Below are 17103 nucleotides of genomic sequence, written 5' to 3'. Positions count from 1 at the left end.
CACCCGCTGCGCCTTCGCTAGGCGAGCAGCCCCATGACCCAGCGATCGAGCGCGGTACCGGGCACCACGAACGCCGGCGCGACGTGCACGACGAGGAAGAACGGCACGCCCCAGGCCGTCTCGCGGTGCACGCGGCGCAGCGTGATCAGGTCGTAGACGATCAGCGTCACGCCGAACGCGAGCAGGCCGAGCATCGTCAGCGCCACGCCGTCGAAGCCGGCGAACGGCGGCAGCGCGGCGAGGCGGATCAGCGCCGGCGACAGGATCGAGAACATCGCCAGCAGCATCAGCCGCTTGTGCGCATCGGACCGGCGGCGCACGAGCACGGCCCGGGTCAGCAGTACCGCGAACGCGACCAGGGCGCCGAAGTCGCCCCATATCACCAGCCCGACCAGGCCGCGCTGCGCCTCGATGTCGATGCCCTGCAGGCGCCAGTTGGCCGGCAGGTTCGCCACCGTGTACAGCGAGCTGGCGATCACCGCGACGGCCAGGCCGATGCCGGCCACACCGAGGCGGCGGTGCAGGGCCGTGCGACCGGCGGCGACCAGCAGCGTCTGCAGCGCGAACAGGCCGAACCAGGCGGCGAGGATCGCACCGTGCACGACGAGGTAGGGACGCAGCGGTTCGGCCGGCCGGAACAGCGTGCCCCAGAAGCCGGTGACGACGGCCGCCAGCATCAGCAGCGCGATCGCCGGAAAGAACAGATGCCGGCGCCGCGCCTGCATCTGCGGGCCGCTGAGCGGGGTCGTGGCGGGAGCGGACATGCGGGCGTCTCGCGGGCTGAGTGTCTGAACGGTGATACGCGAATGCGCGCGGATGTCGGACATCGCGGCCGGCCGGTGTACGCATTCGAGGCCGAGGCTGTCCGGATCTGGACGGGGCGATCGGGCCGGCCGCCCGGGCGGTCCGCAAAGCCTTGACATACAAGGTGATGGACGGGCATCCGCGCTGGCACGTTCCCTGCTGAACCGGAAGCGCTCATATTCCGATCCGGGGTGCCGACGATGCCGCTCCCATGTCCGCAGCCGCTGCGCCGCGCGTTCCGCGCGCCGGGCTTCGCGCTGATGGTCGCCGTGCTGGTCGCGATCGTGGTCGCCGTCAACGCGACCGCGTTCACCGCGATCCACGCCTTGCGCTGGAAGGCGCTGCCTTACGCCGACGGCGAGGCGCTGGTCGAGCTGCGCGCGGACCTGGTCAAGTTCGGGTTCGAGGTCGGTCTGACCGAACGTCTGCGCGTGCATCTGGCCGAGGACAGCGCGCATTTCGCCGCTGCGCTCGGCTATCGCGTGGCCCAGCAGCTGCGCGTCGACGAGGGCGGCCAGCGCTGGCGCATCGCGCGCACCACGCCGGACCTGTCCGGCGTGCTCGGCGTGCAGCCGGCGCTCGGCCGCCTCTACGCGGATGCGGACCTCGCGCCCGGCGCCGATGCGGTGCTGGTGCTGTCCGATGCGGCCTGGCGCGCCCGGTTCGGCGCCGATCCGGGCGTGATCGGCGGCACGGTCCGCTTCGAGGATCGCGCCTACACCGTGATCGGCGTGATGCCGGCCGGCTTCGTGTTTCCGGATGCCTCGGTCGACGCCTGGCGGCCGTACCTGATGAGCGCCGAGGAACGCGCCCAATCCGACGGCGGCAACGTCGGCGATCTGGACGTCGTCGCGCGGCTCGCGCCCGGCGTCGGCACCGCCCAGGCCGCCGAGCGGTTGCAGGCGATCTTCGCCGCCGACCCGAGCGTGGCCGGCCTGCTGCAGAACGCCGGCCTGCGCGCCGATGCGCGGCCCTGGCGCGAGCGCTACGCGGCCGGCCACTGGCGCGCGCTGGCGCTGCTGCAGCTGGCCGCGCTGCTGCTGATGGCGGTGGTCGCGGCCAATCTGGTCAATCTCAATCTGGACCGGCTGCTCGGCCGCGCGCGCGAGTTCGAAATCCGTCGCGCGATCGGTGCCGGCGAGCGCGCGATCACCGCCGGCATCGTCGCCGACCTGGCGCCGCCGGTGCTGCTCGGCCTGCTCGCGGGCCTCGCGCTGACGCCGGCCGGTCTGGCGCTGGCGCGACGCTACGAGATCCTGCCCGGCGCGCTGCCGCAGGGCGCCGGTTTCGGCTGGGCGGCGCTGGTCGCCGGCGGCATCGTCGCCGCCGTCGCGCTCGGCAGCGGCCTGGTCGCGGCCGCGGTCTCGCGCCGCGCGACCGGCCTGTCGACGCGCGCGTCGGTCAGCGGACTGGGCCGCATGCGCCCGGCGATGATCGTCGCCCAGGTCATGCTGACCACGATCCTGCTCGGCGGCGCCGGTCTGCTGCTGCGCAGCGCGATCAATCTGATGCAGGTGGACCGCGGCTTCGACGCGACAGGCGTGCTGCTGACCGCGGTCGACCCGGCCGGCGTCAGCATCAGCGGCCGCCGCTACGATCCGGCCACCGACGAGGCGCGCTACCAGCCGCTGGTCGAGCGCCTGCGCGCCGAGGTCGCGAGCCTGCCGGGCGTCAGCCGCGTCGCGATCGCGACGGCGCCGCCGTTCAGCCAGTGGGAGACCGTCTCGGGCTTCCGCACGCGCGGCCAGCCCGATCCGGTGCAGGCGCGCGCGCGCCAGGTCGGGCCGGGCTATTTCGAGGCACTCGGCATCGGCCTGGTCGCCGGCCGCAGCTTCGAGGCGGCCGATCTCGGCGCGGCCGGTCCGGTCGTCGTCGACGAGCTCTGGGTCGAGCGCTATCTGCGCGGCGCCGATCCGCTCGGCGCGATGGTCGACGTGCCGATCGACGCGCAGGGTGCGACGCGGCCGGCACGCATCGTCGGCGTCGCACGCACGGTCAAGCACGAGCGCCTCGACGAAGAAGACAACCTGCCCACGGTCTACCAGATCGCCGACGCGCCGCTGCCGATCTTCTGGCTGGTCACGCGCACCGACGGCGACGTCGGCGCGCTGGCCGAGGTCGTGCGCCAGCGCGTGCGTACACTCGCACCGGACGCCGACATCGGCGTCAACCGGCCGCTGGCCGCCCTGGTCGGCGAGACGCTGGCCGCGCAGCGCTCGCTGCTCGCGGCGCTCGGCGCGTTCGCGTTGCTGACGCTGCTGCTGGCCGCCCTCGGCCTCGCCGCGGTGCTGAGCTTCGCGGTGCGCCGGCGCACCGCCGAGCTCGGCGTGCGGATGGCGCTCGGCGCCTCGCCGTCACGGGTCGGCCGTCTGGTGATGGGGCAGGGCGCGCGCCTGATCGCGCTCGGCACCGTGCTCGGCGTGCTGGCCGGCCTGCCGCTGGCCCGGCTGATCGCCGATCGCCTGCACGGCCTGGCCTTCACCGATCCGGCGACCTGGGCCGCGGCGGCGCTGCTGGTCGCCGCGATCGCGGCCTGGGCCTGTTACCTGCCGGCGCGCCGTGCGGCCGGCACCGCGCCGGTCGAGGCGCTGCGGCATGACTGAGGCCGCTGCCGGCGTGGCGGGGCGTGCGCGCCGGCCGGCCTCGATCCGTTCCATCCGCTCAGGGAGATGTCCGTGATCACGATGCCCGAACTGCGCTTCTCGGCACGCCGCCTGCTGCGCTCGCCCGGTTATGCGCTGACCGTCGTGCTGCTGCTCGGTCTGGCACTGGCCGCCAACGGCGGCGTGTTCAGCGTGCTTTACGGCCTGCTGTACAAGCCGCTGCCGTTCGCCGGTGCGGACGGACTGGTCACGGTCGGGGCGCGCTTCCTCGGCATCGACGGCGGCCTGTCGGTGCCGATGATCGAGCCGATCGCGCGCGACAGCCGCGCAGTCACCGACCTGACCGCGTTCGAGCAGGCCTACCTCTCGCTTGAGGACGAGACCGGCGCGCGCCAGGCGACGCTGAAGGCCGCGCGCGTGGAGCCGGCGCTGTTCGGCCTGCTCGGCACGACGCCGGCGCTCGGCCGGCTGTTCGTCGCCGACGATGCGCGCGAGGGCGCGCCGCCGGTGGTCGTGCTCGGCTGGGACACCTGGCAGCAGCGCTATGCCGGCGCCGAGGACGCGATCGGCAAGACCGTGCGCCTGGACGGGCAGGACCGCCGCATCATCGGCGTGCTGCCGCGCGGCTATGCGTTCCCGGAGCGCGCGACGCGGCTGTGGCTGCCGCTCGGCTTCACCGCCGCGCAGCGCGCGCCCGAGCGCAGCGGCAATTTCGGCACGACCTATGCGATCGCGCGCCTGGCCGCCGATGCGACGCCCGAGACCGCGACCGCGGAGGTCACGACGCTGGCGCGCGCGATGCCGGGGCTCGCCGAGGCGTTCGGCCAGGGCGACCAGTTCGCGATGGAAGTCAAGCCGCTGCGCTCGATGTGGATCGGCGACAGCGCGCCGGCCTTGCGCCTGATGCTGCTCGCGGTCGCGCTGGTGCTGCTGGTGACCGCCGCCAACCTGTGCAATCTGGCGATCGCGCGCGCCCTGGCGCGCCGTCAGGAGCTGGCCGTGCAGGCCGCGCTCGGCGCCAGCGCCCGCCGTCAGGCCGGCCAGGCCTTCGTCGAGGCGCTGCTGCCGTGCGCGGCGGCGACGGCGCTCGGCATCGGCCTGCAGCCGGTCGCGCTCGGTCTGTTGCGCCGCTTCGAGCTGGTGCCCGACGGCACGCCGCAGATCATCGGTCTGGATGCGGCGACGCTGGCGCTGACCGCTGCGCTGGCCCTGCTGGTCGCGCTGGCGATGACGCTGGCGAGTCTGTGGCTGCGCCGCGGCGATCTGCACGCCGCGATCCGCAGCAGCAGCACGCGCCAGACCGGCAGCCGTGCGGCGCAGCGCGCGCGGCAGACGCTGATCGTCGGCCAGATCGCGCTGACCGCGGCCCTGCTGGTCGGCGTCGGCCTGCTCGTGCGCAGCTCGCAGCGGCTGCTGGCGCAGGACGTCGGCTTCGACCGCACCCATCTGATCTACGCCGGCCTCGGCCGTCCGGCGCCGTCCGGCAGCGATCCGGCGTTGACGCGGGCGCGCCTCGATACGCTGATCGCACGCACGCGCGGCCTGCCCGGCGTGGTCGCGGTCGGTGCCGGCAGCCAGGTGCCGTTCGGCGAGAACATGAACCTGTCGAACTTCGCGCCGCCCGGCTACGACGGTGCCGAAGACCAGCAGCCGGCCGCGTACCAGTCCTACGTCGACGAAGGCTACTTCGCGGCGCTCGGCGTCACGCTGCGACAGGGCCGCGCGTTCACCGAAGAGGAGGTCCGCAACCGGCTGCCGGTCGCGATCGTCGATCAGCGTTTCGTCGACCGCTACCTGACCGGTACCGATCCGGTCGGCGCGCGGCTGAGGATCGGTCAGCCGCCGCGCGACGGCGTCGAGCAGCCGATGCAGGAGCTGACGATCGTCGGCGTCGTGCCGAGCGCCAAGCAGCGTGCGCTCGACGAGACCGCCGACTATCCGACGATCCACCAGCCGCGCGCCGCCGCGGCCGGGTCCGCCATGGTCGTGCGCACGAGCGTGCCGCCGCAGACGCTGGCCGCGCCGCTGCGCGCGCTCTACGACGAGATCGCGCCGGACGGCGCGCGCGGCCAGATCGTCGCGATGGACGGCCGCATCGCCGAATCGCTGGTCGAGCGCACGCGCCTCAACGCGCTGCTGCAGCTGCTCGGCATCGGCGCGCTGGTGCTGGCCTGCGTCGGCCTGTATGCGGTGCTGGCCTATGCGGTGCGCATGCGCCAGGGCGAGTTCGGCGTGCGCATGGCGCTCGGTGCCGACAGCGGCCGCATCGTGCGCAGCGTGCTCGGCCAGGGCCTGGCCCTGGTCGGCGCGGGCCTGCTGGTCGGCGGTCCGCTGGCCTATGCGGCCACGCATCTGATCGCCGGCCAGCTGTTCGGCGTCGGTCCGTTCGATCCGGTCACGCTGGCCGGCGTCGCCGCGCTGCTCGCGGTCACCGGCATCGCCGCCTGCTACCTGCCGGCGCGCCGCGCCGCCGGCACCGATCCGGTGGTCGCCCTGCGTCAGGAATGAGCCGGGCGCAGGCGCGCCGGGTCGGCGCGCCTGCGTTGCCGGCGGGCCTGCATCCGCCGCGGGTCGGGAAGGGAGCCTGACGCCGCGATCCGGCGCTCGCGCATGCGAGGCACGCGCCATCCGGCCGCTACGCAGCCGAGGCGGACCGTGCGCGGCCGATCCGATCGCTGGAGCGGCCTCTGCGCGGTGTCCGCATCCGAGCCGCGACCTGACCGAAAGCGGACACGCCGATCCAGGCTCGTGCCGGAAAGTCGAGCCCGAACAGGGAGATGGCGATCGCTCTTGGCTGGCATGCTCCGTGCCAGAGACGAGGGGTCGTCCTCCGTCTGCGCCGTGCCGATGATCCGCTCCCCCGCTCCGCACCGGTCCTGCCGGTTCCCGCTTCCGCCGCTCGCCGCGAACGCGACGGCCGCCGTCGCCGGCATGCGCGCCATATCGCCGCCGACGTCCCGCCGCGTCCCTGCCGCAGGCCCGCGCGCGCCGTCCGTGCCGCCGCTCGCGGCGTCCATTCTTCGTCCGGATATGCCATGACCCCGTCCGCTCTTCGCCAGACCTTGCGCCGCCTGTGGCGTGCGCCCGGCTTCAGTGCCGTATCGATCCTGCTGCTCGGCCTCGCATTCGGCGCGCTGGCCTGCGTGTTCAGCGTCGTCTACGGCCTGCTCTTCAAGCCGCTGCCGTATCCGCAGGCGGACCGTCTCGTCGTCGTCGAGTCGCGCATCCTCGGCATTCCGTTCGACGTCGGCCTGTCGACGCCGCTGCGCGAGGAGATCGCCCAGGCCGCGCGCGGCCTCGACGGCATCGCGGCCTGGCGCGAGAAGAACGTGGTCCTGCGCGACGAGACCGGCCGCCGCACCGGTTCGCTCGATGTCGCCGTGGTCGAGCCGCAGGTGTTCGGCCTGCTCGGCGCGCAGCCGGCGCTCGGCCGCCTGTTCGCCGGCGAGGACGTCGCCGAAGGCGCCGCGCGCAGCGTCGTGCTGTCCTGGGACGAGTGGCAGACGCGCTACGCCGGTGCCGGGGATGCCGTCGGCCGCACGCTGCGGCTGGAGGATCAGGACTACCGCGTGATCGGCGTGCTGCCGAAAGGCTTCGTGTTTCCGAACAGCGAGATCCGCCTGTGGATGCCGCTCGCCTTCAGTGCCGAGCAGCGCGCGCGGTCGCGCACCGGCAGCTTCGACGGCACGCTGGCACTGGCGCGGATGCGCGCCGGCAGCGAGCCGGTGCCGGTCGCCGACGAGCTCAACGGCATCGCGCGCGCGATGCCCGAGCTCGACGGCGCGTTCGGCGACAGCCTCAAGCTGATGGTCAAGCCGATCCGCGCGCTGTGGACCGGCGAGCGGCGCGAGGCGCTGCTGCTGATGCTGCTGGCGGTGTCGATGGTCTGGCTGGTCACCGGCGCCAACGTCGTCAACCTGTTCCTGGCGCGCGCCCTCGGCCGCCGTCAGGAGTCGGCGGTGACCGCCGCGCTCGGCGCGACGCCGTGGCAGCGTGGGCGTACCGCGCTGATCGAGGCGGCGCTCCTCTGCGCATGCGGCGTCGCGCTCGGCTGCGCGCTGCTGCCGGCCGGCCTCGCGCTGCTGCACCATTACGACCTGCTGCCGACCGGCACGCCGCAGGCGATCGGCATCGACGCGCCGACCCTGCTGCTGCTGGCCGCGCTCGCGGTTGCGCTGTGCATCGTGCTGGCGCTGGCCGGACTGGCGGTGCAGCGCGGCAATCTCAACGACATGATCCGTCGCGGCGGATCGCGCCAGACCGCCAGCGGCGCGGCGCAGACCGCGCGCAAGTCGCTGGTCGTCGCGCAGGTCGCGCTGACCGTCGCGCTGCTGTTCGGCATCGGCGTGCTGCTGCGCAGTACGCAGAACCTGCTGGCCGAGGACGTCGGCTTCCGACGCGACCATCTGCTCTACGTCGGCCTGTTCGACCTGGTGCCGGCCGGCGCGACGCCGGAGCTGCGCGCCGCGCGCCTGACCGAGCTGGTCGAGCGCACGCGCGCCTTGCCGGGCGTCGCCGCGGCCGGCCTCGGCAGCATGATCCCGTTCGGCCACAGCATCGCCACGACCAGCTATACGGCGCCGGGCCAGGACGACGCCAAGGACCGCCCGATCGCCTACGACCAGAAGGTCGACGACGGCTACTTCGCCGCGCTCGGCATGCCGATCCTGCGCGGACGCGGCTTCAGCGCCGAGGACGTGCGCACGGGCGCGCCGGTCGCGGTCGTCGACGAGCAGTTCGTGCGCCGGCATTTCGGCGAGGCCGATCCGCTCGGCCAGCGCTTCAAGGTCGGCACCGGCGCGGAAAGCCCGGATCGCGAGGTCACGATCGTCGGCGTCGCGCCGACGCTCAAGCAGCGCTCGCTCGACGAGGTGGCCGATCGCGTCGCGGTCTATCAGCCGTTCGCGGCGCCGCCGTATGCGGCGCTCGCCGTACGCACGACGGTCGATCCGGCCGCGCTGGTCGCGCCGCTGAAGGCGCTCGGCGAGGAGATCGCGCCGAAGGACGCGCTCGGTCCGATCGTCACGCTCGACGAGCGCGTCGCCGCCACGCTGAAGGACCGCACGCGCCTGAACGCGCTGCTCGGCCTGCTCGGCGCGACCGCGCTGCTGCTGGCGGCGGTCGGTCTCTACGCGGTGCTCGCCTACACGGTGCGCCAGCGCGTGCCGGAGTTCGGCGTGCGCCTCGCACTCGGCGCGCGCGCCGGCCACGTGCTGCGCCAGGTGCTCGCGCAGGGCCTGCTGCTGGTCGGTGTCGGCGTCCTGCTCGGCCTGCCGCTGTCGTGGCTGTTCGCGCGGCTGCTGGCGTCGCGGCTGTACCGGGTCGGCAGCTTCGACCTGCCCACGCTCGCCGCCGTCGCGCTGGTGCTCGGCACGATCGGCCTGCTCGCCTGTCTATGGCCGGCGCGCCGCGCGGCGGCCACCGATCCCGTCGTCGCGCTGCGGCAGGAATGATCCGACACCCCCTCCCTTCCCGAACCCGGTAACCGACCATGATCCATCTCGACAACGTCGAAAAATCCTTCCCGCTCGCCGGTGGCCGCAGCTGGGTGCTGCGCAACATCCGTCTGGACGTCGCGCCCGGCGAGTTCGTCAGCGTGATGGGCCCGTCCGGCGCCGGCAAGAGTTCGCTGCTGAACGTGCTCGGCCTGATGGACCACGACTGGCAGGGCGGCTACACGCTCGACGGCGTCGCCGTCGAGAAGCTCAACCCCAAGCAGCGCCAGGCACTGCAGCGCGAGAAGATCGGCTTCATCTTCCAGCACTACCATCTGATCGACGACCTCAAGGTCTGGGAGAACCTGGACCTGCCGCTGCAGTACCGCGACATCCCGGCCAAGGAACGCGCCGCGCAGGTGGCCGACCTGCTCGACCGCTTCCAGATCGTCGGCAAGAAGGACCTCTATCCGAACCAGCTCTCCGGCGGCCAGCAGCAGCTGGTCGCGGTCGCGCGCGCGGTCATCACCAAGCCCAAGCTGCTGCTCGCCGACGAGCCGACCGGCGCGCTGCACTCGAGCCAGGCGCGCATGATCATGGACCTGCTGCACGAGCTGCACCGCCAGGGCCACACGATCATCCAGGTGACCCACAACGAGGACTATGCCAAGGAGGCCCAGCGCATCGTGCGCCTGCGCGACGGCTGGATCGACGGCGCCGCGGCCGAGGGCAGGGCTGCATGAGTCCGGCGCGTCTGCTGCGCAGTGTCTGGAAGCACCGCGCGGCCAACGCGGTCACCGTTGCGACGCTGGCCGCGACGGTGGCGGTGCTGCTGGCGGCGATCGCGGTCGCGCACAACTTCTTCGTCTCGCCGTGGAGCTACGACACGATGCGGCTCGGCGTGCTGACCCATCGCGCGTCGGCCGACACGCGCAGCCTGTACGGCTTCAGCGCCGAGGAGTACCGCACGCTGCGCGACAGCGGCCTGTTCGACCGGATGGTCGCCAGCCGCGGCCGGCCGGTCGCGCTGGAAGGACCGGACGGCTACCCGACGCGGATGCTGATGGTGCAGACCGAGCCCTCGGCGCGCGAGGTCACCGGCGTCGCGCCGGCGCTCGGCCGCTTCCTGTCCGCCGAAGACGCGGCCGGCTCGACCGCGGTGGTGATCTCGCACGCGCTGTGGCAGTCGCAGTTCGGCGGCGCCGCCGACGTGCTCGGCCGCGCGCTGCGCGTCGAGGACACGCTCTACACGGTGGTCGGCGTGATGCCGGACCGCTTCCATTTCATGGGCGGCGACCTGTGGTCGGCGCATGCGCGCAATCTCGATACCGACCTCGACGCGGCGCGGCCCTACGTGCTCAACGTGCGCTTCAAGCCCGGCACCGATCTGGCCGACCTGCGCGGCGCGCTGGCGACGCTCGCCCAGCGCCTGGTCGCCGCGGCGCCGGCCTCGCGCTATCTGCCGGGCTGGACGATCGGCGGCGAGCGCGTGATCGACGCGGTCATGGGCCCGATGCGGCCGGCGGTCGGCCTGCTGTTCGTCGCCTCGCTGCTGATGCTGCTGGTCGTGCTCGCCAACGTCGCGACGCTGATCAACGTCCGCCAGGTCGCGGCCGAGCCGCAGCTGGCGGTGCGCCTCGCGCTCGGCGCGACCTCGCGCCGCCTGCACGTCGAGGCGTTCGCGACCAATCTGCTGCTGGCCGCGCTCGGCGTCGGCCTCGGCTGGCTGCTCGGCGGCAGCGTGTTCGACCGCATCGTCGGCCTGATCTCGGCCGACTGGATTCCGCGTGAACTCGAAGGTCGCTTCGTCTACGCCGGCGCCTCGCTGCGTTGGATGCCGCCGATCGTGCTCGGCTGCGCGGCGCTGATGACGCTGTCGCAGTGGCCGCGCCTGCGCCGCGTCGACGCGCAGGGCGCCGTGCGCGGCAGCGCGCGCATCGGCGCCAGCGGCAGCGTGCTGCGCGCGATCCGCGGCCTGGCCGCACTGCAGGTCGCTGCCGCCACCGTGGTCGGCGCGCTCGCCGTCTGCGTCGGCGCCGGCACCGCCGACATCCGTGCGCGCGCGCTCGGCCTGCGCGTCGACGACGTCGCCTCGACGCGGCTGACGCTGCCGCAGGCCGCCTATCCCGATCCGGCCGCGCGCCGCGCGTTCGCCGAGCGCCTGCGCGCAGCCCTGCGCAGCGAGCCCGCGGTCGCCGAGGTCGCGTTCGTCGATGCCGCGCCGTTCCAGCGCTACCGCCGCCAGACCGCCTTGCGTGCCGACCGCCCGGGCGGTCCGTTCGATATCAGCGTGGCGCTCAGCAGCAGCCTCGGACCAGTGTCCGAGGTGCTCGGCCTCGGCCTGCTGCACGGCCGCTATCTCGACGACGCGCGTGATTCGGCCGGCGCGCCGCCGGTCGCGGTGATCAGCCGCGCGCTGGCGCTGCAGGTCTGGGGCAGCGAGGACGTGCTCGGCCGCATGCTGAGCCTCGGCAGCGACGGCGAGGCCGCGCCGCGGCGTGTCGTCGGCGTGCTCGACGACGTCCGCTACGGCGGTGCGCTGGCCGAGCCCGAGCGGCTGGTGCTGATTCCGCATGCGCAGGACGCCGCGCTGCCGGCGGGGCTGGTCGTGCTCGCGCGCGGCAGCGGCGGCGTACCGGGTGCCGACGTGCTGGCGCGTGCCGCGGCCGGCGTCGATCCGCGCGTGCCGCTGTTCGACACGGTGCGTCTGGCCGATCGCGCGCAGGCGTCGCTGGCCGGTCTCAATCTCGCCGAAGCCGCGTTCCGCGTGTTCGCGGCGCTGGCCGTGGTGCTGGCGCTGATGGGTACCGTGGTCGTGCTGTCGTTCCTGCTGGCGGTGCGCCGCCGCGAGTACGCGGTGCGCAGCGCGATCGGCGCGGCGCCGGCGCGTCTGGCGCGCGGCGTCGTCGGCGAAGGCGCCGCGATCGGCGCGGCCGGTGCGCTGGCCGGGCTCGCCGTGGCCTGGGCGGTGGCCGGTCTGGTCGACGCCAGCCTGTACGGCGTGACGCCGTGGCGCTGGCCGGTCGTCGCCGCCGTGGTCGCCGGCGTGCTGGCCGCGGTCGCGCTGGCGACGCTGGCGCCCGCCCGCCGTGCCGCCGCGTCCGATCCGATGCTGGCCTTGCGCAGCGAATGAGCGGCGGGCGATCCTCGCGCATCGCGCGCCCGTCCGCGCGCCGCGCACCACCGATTCTGGAGTCCTGCCGTGTCCCGTGAACGACTGCCGATCCTGATCGCCGACGACCAAGCCGATGTGCTCGAGTCGCTGCGCCTGCTGCTCAAGGGCGAGGGCATCCCGACCGTGCGCGCCGGCAGCCCGGCCGAGGTGCTCGACCTGCTCGGCAAGGAGACGCCGGCGCTGGTGCTGATGGACCTCAACTACACGCGCGACACCACCTCGGGCCAGGAAGGCCTGGAGCTGATCGGCGCGATCCGCAAGCTCGACGCGGCGATCCCGATCGTCGCGATGACCGCCTGGGGCAGCATCGACCTGGTCGTGCAGGCGATGCGCGCCGGCGCCAACGACTTCATCGAGAAGCCCTGGGACAACCAGCGCCTGCTGACCGTGCTGCGCAACCAGCTCGCGCTGGCGCAGTCGCGCGGCGAGACCGCGCGACTCAAGCGCGAGAACGAGATCCTGCGCGGCGACGAGGACGGCGGCTTCATCGCCGAGTCGCTGCCGATGCGCCATCTGCTCGACCAGCTCGACCGCGTCGCGCCGACCGACGCCAACGTGCTGATCCTCGGCGAGAACGGCACCGGCAAGGGCGTGATCGCGCGGCGCCTGCATGCACGCTCGCGGCGCGCCGCCAGGCCACTGGTCAAGGTCAACATGGGCGGTATCCCCGAGTCGGTGTTCGAGGCCGAGATGTTCGGCCACGTGCGCGGTGCGTTCACCGACGCCAAGAGCGACCGCATCGGCCGCTTCGAGCTGGCCGACGGCGGCACCCTGTTCCTCGACGAGATCGCCAACATCCCGCCGGCGCAGCAGCCCAAGCTGCTGCGCGTGCTCGAGGACGGCGAGCTGGAGCGGGTCGGCTCCTCGCGCACGCTGAAGGTCGACGTGCGGCTGATCTCGGCGACCAATGCCGATCTGGCCGACGACGTCGCGCGCGGCGTGTTCCGCAAGGACCTGCTGTTCCGACTCAACACGGTGGAGCTGCGCCTGCCGCCGCTGCGCGAGCGCAGCGAGGACGTGCCGCTGCTGGCCGAGTCGTTCCTCGAGCGCTTCTCGCGCCGCTATCACCGCGACGGCCTGCGCTTCGCGCCGTCGGCGTCCTCGGCGCTGTCGGCCTATGCCTGGCCCGGCAACGTGCGCGAGCTCTCGCACGCGATCGAGCGCGCGGTGCTGATGAGCGCCGGCAACGCGATCGACGCCGATGCGCTCGGCCTCGCCGCCGGACAGCACTCCGGCGCGACCCTGGCCGCGGCCGCTGCGCCGCTCGCGGCGGCGAGCGGCGGCGGCACGATCGAACAGGCCGAGGAACAGATGGTGCGCGACGCGCTGCAGTCCACCGGCGGCAACATCCAGCGCGCCGCCGCGATGCTCGGCCTGAGTCGCCCCGCGCTGTACCGGCGCATGGAAAAGTACGGCATCCAGTGAAACCGGCGCCGTTCCGCAGGCGGCACCGCTGCGGCGCTCCTCCGAGCGCCGCCGCCGCCCGTGGACGCGCCGCGTGAAACCCGCACCGGCCCCGTCGCGCTGGCGCTACGAGACGCGCACGCTGGCCGCGACGCTGCTGGCGACGCTGCCGGCGTCGATCGCGCTGGCGGTCGCGCTCGGCTATCTGCTGTCGCCGTGGATCGCCGCACTGGCCTGGGGCGGCGTCGCGCTGCTGACGCTGGTGCTGGCGGTCGAGGTGCGGCGCCGCGCGATCTATCCGCTGCAGACGCTGTCGAACCTGCTCGAGGCGCTGCGCGAGGGTGACTACAGCCTGCGCGGCGCGCGCGCGCGCCGCGGCGATGCGGTCGGCGAGGTGGTCTGGGAGATCAATGCGCTGGCCGACACGCTGCGCAGCCAGCGGCTGGCGGTCGAGGAGAAGAGCGCCTTGCTCGACAAGGTCATCGAGACGCTGGACGTCGCCGTGTTCGCGTTCGACGGCGAGGGCTTCCTCAAGCTCGCCAATGCCGCCGGCGAGCGCCTGCTCGGCGCCGAGTTCAGCCGGCTCGATGGCCGTCCGGCCAGCTCGCTGGGTCTGGCCGAGTACTTCGACATGCCGACCGTGAGCCTGGTCGAGCGCAGCTTTCCGGGCGCCAGCGGCCGCTGGGAGGTGCGTCATGCGCGCTTCCGCGACGACGGCCGCCCGCACGATCTGATCGTCATCAGCGATCTGAGCCGCGCGCTGCGCGAGGAGGAGCGCCTGGCCTGGCAGCGCCTGCTGCGCGTGCTCGGCCACGAGCTCAACAATTCGCTGACGCCGATCCGCTCGATGACCGCGACCCTGGCCAAGATCCTCGCGCACGACCCGCTGCCCGAGGACTGGCGCGAGGACGCCGCCAGCGGCCTGGCGATCGTCAGCGACCGCGCCGAGTCGCTGTCGCGCTTCATCGGCCGCTACACCGCATTGGCGCGGCTGCCGCCGCCGAGTCCGCGGCCGGTCGCGTTCGACGAGCTGCTGCAGCGCGTGGCGCGGCTCGAGCAGCGCATCGCGGTCGACGTCGACCCGGGGCCCGCGCTGCGGCTGACGATCGACCCGGACCAGATCGAACAGGCCTTGATCAACCTGGTCCAGAACGCCGTCGACGCGACGCTCGGCATCGGCCGCGCGGTCGCGCTGCGCTGGCGCGTCGAGGGCGATCATGCGGTCGTCGAGATCCGTGACGAAGGCCCTGGCCTGCCGCCGAGCCGCAATCTGTTCGTGCCGTTCTTCACGACCAAGCCGGGCGGCTCGGGCATCGGCCTGGTGCTGGCGCGGCAGATCGTCGAGGCGCACGGTGGCACGCTGAGCCTCGAGAACCGCAGCGATGCGCGCGGCTGCGTCGCGCGGCTGCGCCTGCCGCTGGAGCGTGCCGGCCATGCGGCGTGAATCGCGACGCGTCGGATTGATCCTGGCTGGCTGCCTGCTCGCTGCCGGCGTCGCGGCCGCGCCGCGCTCGGCCGCGTTGCAGGCCGGCGGTCGCGCCGCCTGCCGCGCGATCGCCGCCCAGGTCGATGCCGTGGCCGGCGACGGACCGCTGCTGCTGCGCAGCTACGATGCGCCGGCCGCCGGCGATCCGTCCGCCGACGAGGCCGCGCTCGCGACCGCGGCCTTCAGCTACGACAACGCATTGGCGGTGATCGCGCTGACCGCCTGCGACCGACCCGCGCAGGCGCGCCGCGTCGCACTGGCGCTGCGCGCGGCCGCACTCGGCGAGGCGCGTCTGCGCAATGCATACCGCGCCGGACCGCTCAGCGAGACCGGTCTGCCGCTGCCGAACGGCTGGTGGGACGCCGCCGAGGGGCGCTGGGTCGAAGACGCGTATCAGATGGGCACCGCGACCGGCAACGTCGCCTGGACCGCGCTGGCGATGCTCGCGATCGCGGCGCGCGACGACGACCCGGCCTGGCGTGCGGCCGCCGTGCGGCTGGCCGAGTGGACGCTCGCGCACAGCGCCGACACGCGCGGCGATGGCGGCTTCGACGGCGGCGTGCACGGCTTCGACGCCGCGCCGCAGCGGCTGCGCTGGAAATCGACCGAGCACAATGCCGATCTCGCCGCCGTGTTCGGCCTGCTCGCGCGCGGTGCCGACGCCGAACGCTGGCGCATCCATGCCGCGCAGGCGCGCAGCTTCGTCGCCGCGCAATGGGACGCCGCGCAGGGCCGCTTCCGCGTCGGCACGCAGAGCGACGGCGTCACGCCGAACGAGAGCACGTCCGGCCTCGACGCCCAGCTGTGGCCGCTGCTGCTGCCCGATGCGCCGGCCGAGTGGTGGCGCGCGCTGGCCTGGGCCGAGCGCCAGCACGGCGTGCGCGGCGGCTTCGACTTCAACGCCGATCGCGACGGCATCTGGAGCGAGGGCACCGCGCAGGCGATCCTGATCTACCGGCGCGCCGGCCGCAGCAGCGAGGCGCGTGCCGCCTACGCCGAGCTGCCGCCGGTCCGCAGCGCCTCTGGCTATCTCGACGCGACCGACCGCCCGTCGATCACGACCGGCCTGGCGATCGGTCCGGACAGCACGACCGACGACTTCCGCTACTACCGCCGGCCGCATCTGGGTGCGACCGCGTGGCTCGTACTCGGCGCGTACCGCTTCAATCCGTTCACGCTGGGCGAGCGCTGAGGCCGGCCCGGGCCGCGCGACTGCGCAGGACACCGGCGAAGCGGCTGCATGGATGTCCCGCTGTCGCCGGTACCGCTCGAGCCTGGATCGGACAGGACCGCCGCTCGCGGGCGCCCGATCGCCGCAGGCCTCGTCGAGCTTCGCCGGCCGGCGCTGCGAGGGCATCGGCCGCCAGCATCGACAGGAAGCGGTTTGCGAACCGAGCGATACCGCGCCGTCAGGTCGCGCGCCGCCGTGCGCCGACTCGAATCGCGGTTCGAGCTCGGCGATCACGCCGCGCCTGAGGCATCATCGACCCGCACGCGTCAGCGCGACGCGGAAAAGCAGGGGAGAGACGATGGCCGACCACGATCCCGCGCATGCGACCGGTGCGCGCCATCGCCTGATCCTGCTCGCGATATTCGCGGCGGTGTTCGTGATGCTCGGCATCGCGCCGGTCTCGCGCGCGGACTGGCTGCTCGAGAACGCCCTGGTCGTCGCCGCGCTGGCCTGGCTGATTCGGGATGCGCGCCACGGCCGGCCGCTGTCGCGCGCGGCGTACACGCTGCTGTTCGCGTTCGGCTTGTTCCACGAGCTCGGCGCGCACTACACCTATTCCGAAGTGCCGTACGAGGCCTGGTTCGGCGCACTCAGCGGCGGGCGCTCGCTCGATGCGCTGCTCGGCTTCGAGCGCAACCAGTACGACCGGCTCGTGCATTTCCTGTACGGCCTGCTGATCACGCCGGTCGCGGCCGAGGTGCTGGTCGAGCGCGTGCCGCTGCGCGGCGCGTGGCGCATCGTGCTGCCGGCGACTTTCATGTTCTCGCACGCCCTGATCTACGAACTGATCGAATGGGGCGCCGCCAGCGCGTTCGGCGGCGAGCTCGGCGAGGCCTATCTCGGCACGCAGGGCGACGTCTGGGACGCGCAGAAGGACATGGCCCTGGCCGTGCTCGGCACGCTGATCGCGCTGCCGGTGTGGCTGTGGCGCGGGCGCCGCCGGAGCGGCGGCGCACACTGAAATC

10 protein-coding genes are annotated in these 17103 nt (G+C 73.6%); 9 read left to right on the top strand and 1 reads right to left on the bottom strand.

The features are described 5' to 3' along the window. Window positions 1-17 precede the first annotated feature (17 nt). Window positions 18-764: a hypothetical protein gene (locus VMR06_RS01055; RefSeq protein WP_325372087.1), complete on the bottom strand. Its 747-nt coding sequence runs from the start codon at window positions 762-764 to the stop codon at window positions 18-20. A gap of 240 nt (window positions 765-1004) precedes the next feature. Between VMR06_RS01055 and VMR06_RS01050 the strand changes: the two genes are divergently transcribed. From VMR06_RS01050 to VMR06_RS01010, 9 genes are all read left to right on the top strand, one after another. Beyond that, window positions 1005-3407, top strand: coding sequence for an ABC transporter permease (locus VMR06_RS01050; protein WP_325372085.1), 2403 nt, complete (start codon window positions 1005-1007; stop codon window positions 3405-3407). An 81-nt stretch (window positions 3408-3488) separates the two neighbouring features. Beyond that, window positions 3489-5915: an ADOP family duplicated permease gene (locus VMR06_RS01045; RefSeq protein ID WP_325372108.1), complete on the top strand. Its 2427-nt coding sequence runs from the start codon at window positions 3489-3491 to the stop codon at window positions 5913-5915. Window positions 5916-6442: 527 nt separating this feature from the next. Then, window positions 6443-8860: an ADOP family duplicated permease gene (locus VMR06_RS01040; protein WP_325372083.1), complete on the top strand. Its 2418-nt coding sequence runs from the start codon at window positions 6443-6445 to the stop codon at window positions 8858-8860. A gap of 38 nt (window positions 8861-8898) precedes the next feature. Further along, window positions 8899-9585, top strand: a complete 687-nt coding sequence (locus VMR06_RS01035; RefSeq protein ID WP_325372081.1) for an ABC transporter ATP-binding protein — start codon at window positions 8899-8901, stop codon at window positions 9583-9585. Next, a complete protein-coding gene (locus VMR06_RS01030) occupies window positions 9582-11975 on the top strand; it encodes an ABC transporter permease (protein ID WP_325372079.1) in 2394 nt (797 codons plus the stop codon). Before VMR06_RS01035 ends, VMR06_RS01030 begins: the two co-directional genes overlap by 4 nt. A 69-nt stretch (window positions 11976-12044) precedes the next feature. Further along, window positions 12045-13442 (top strand): sigma-54 dependent transcriptional regulator, encoded by a 1398-nt coding sequence (locus tag VMR06_RS01025; RefSeq protein ID WP_325372077.1) that lies wholly within the window; start codon window positions 12045-12047, stop codon window positions 13440-13442. 73 nt (window positions 13443-13515) lie between these two features. Beyond that, window positions 13516-14865, top strand: a complete 1350-nt coding sequence (locus tag VMR06_RS01020) for a sensor histidine kinase (protein WP_325372075.1) — start codon at window positions 13516-13518, stop codon at window positions 14863-14865. Next, window positions 14855-16099: a hypothetical protein gene (locus VMR06_RS01015; RefSeq protein WP_325372073.1), complete on the top strand. Its 1245-nt coding sequence runs from the start codon at window positions 14855-14857 to the stop codon at window positions 16097-16099. Before VMR06_RS01020 ends, VMR06_RS01015 begins: the two co-directional genes overlap by 11 nt. Window positions 16100-16436: 337 nt before the next feature. Further along, complete coding sequence (locus VMR06_RS01010) at window positions 16437-17099, top strand: DUF2238 domain-containing protein (RefSeq protein ID WP_325372071.1); 663 nt, start codon at window positions 16437-16439, stop codon at window positions 17097-17099. The last annotated feature ends 4 nt before the right edge of the window (window positions 17100-17103 follow it).

This window comes from Dokdonella sp. (assembly GCF_035511235.1).
Taxonomy (GTDB): Bacteria; Pseudomonadota; Gammaproteobacteria; order Xanthomonadales; family Rhodanobacteraceae; genus Dokdonella.
Note: the sequence above shows the minus strand (reverse complement) of the source record. Positions and strands in the feature narration are given on the sequence as shown.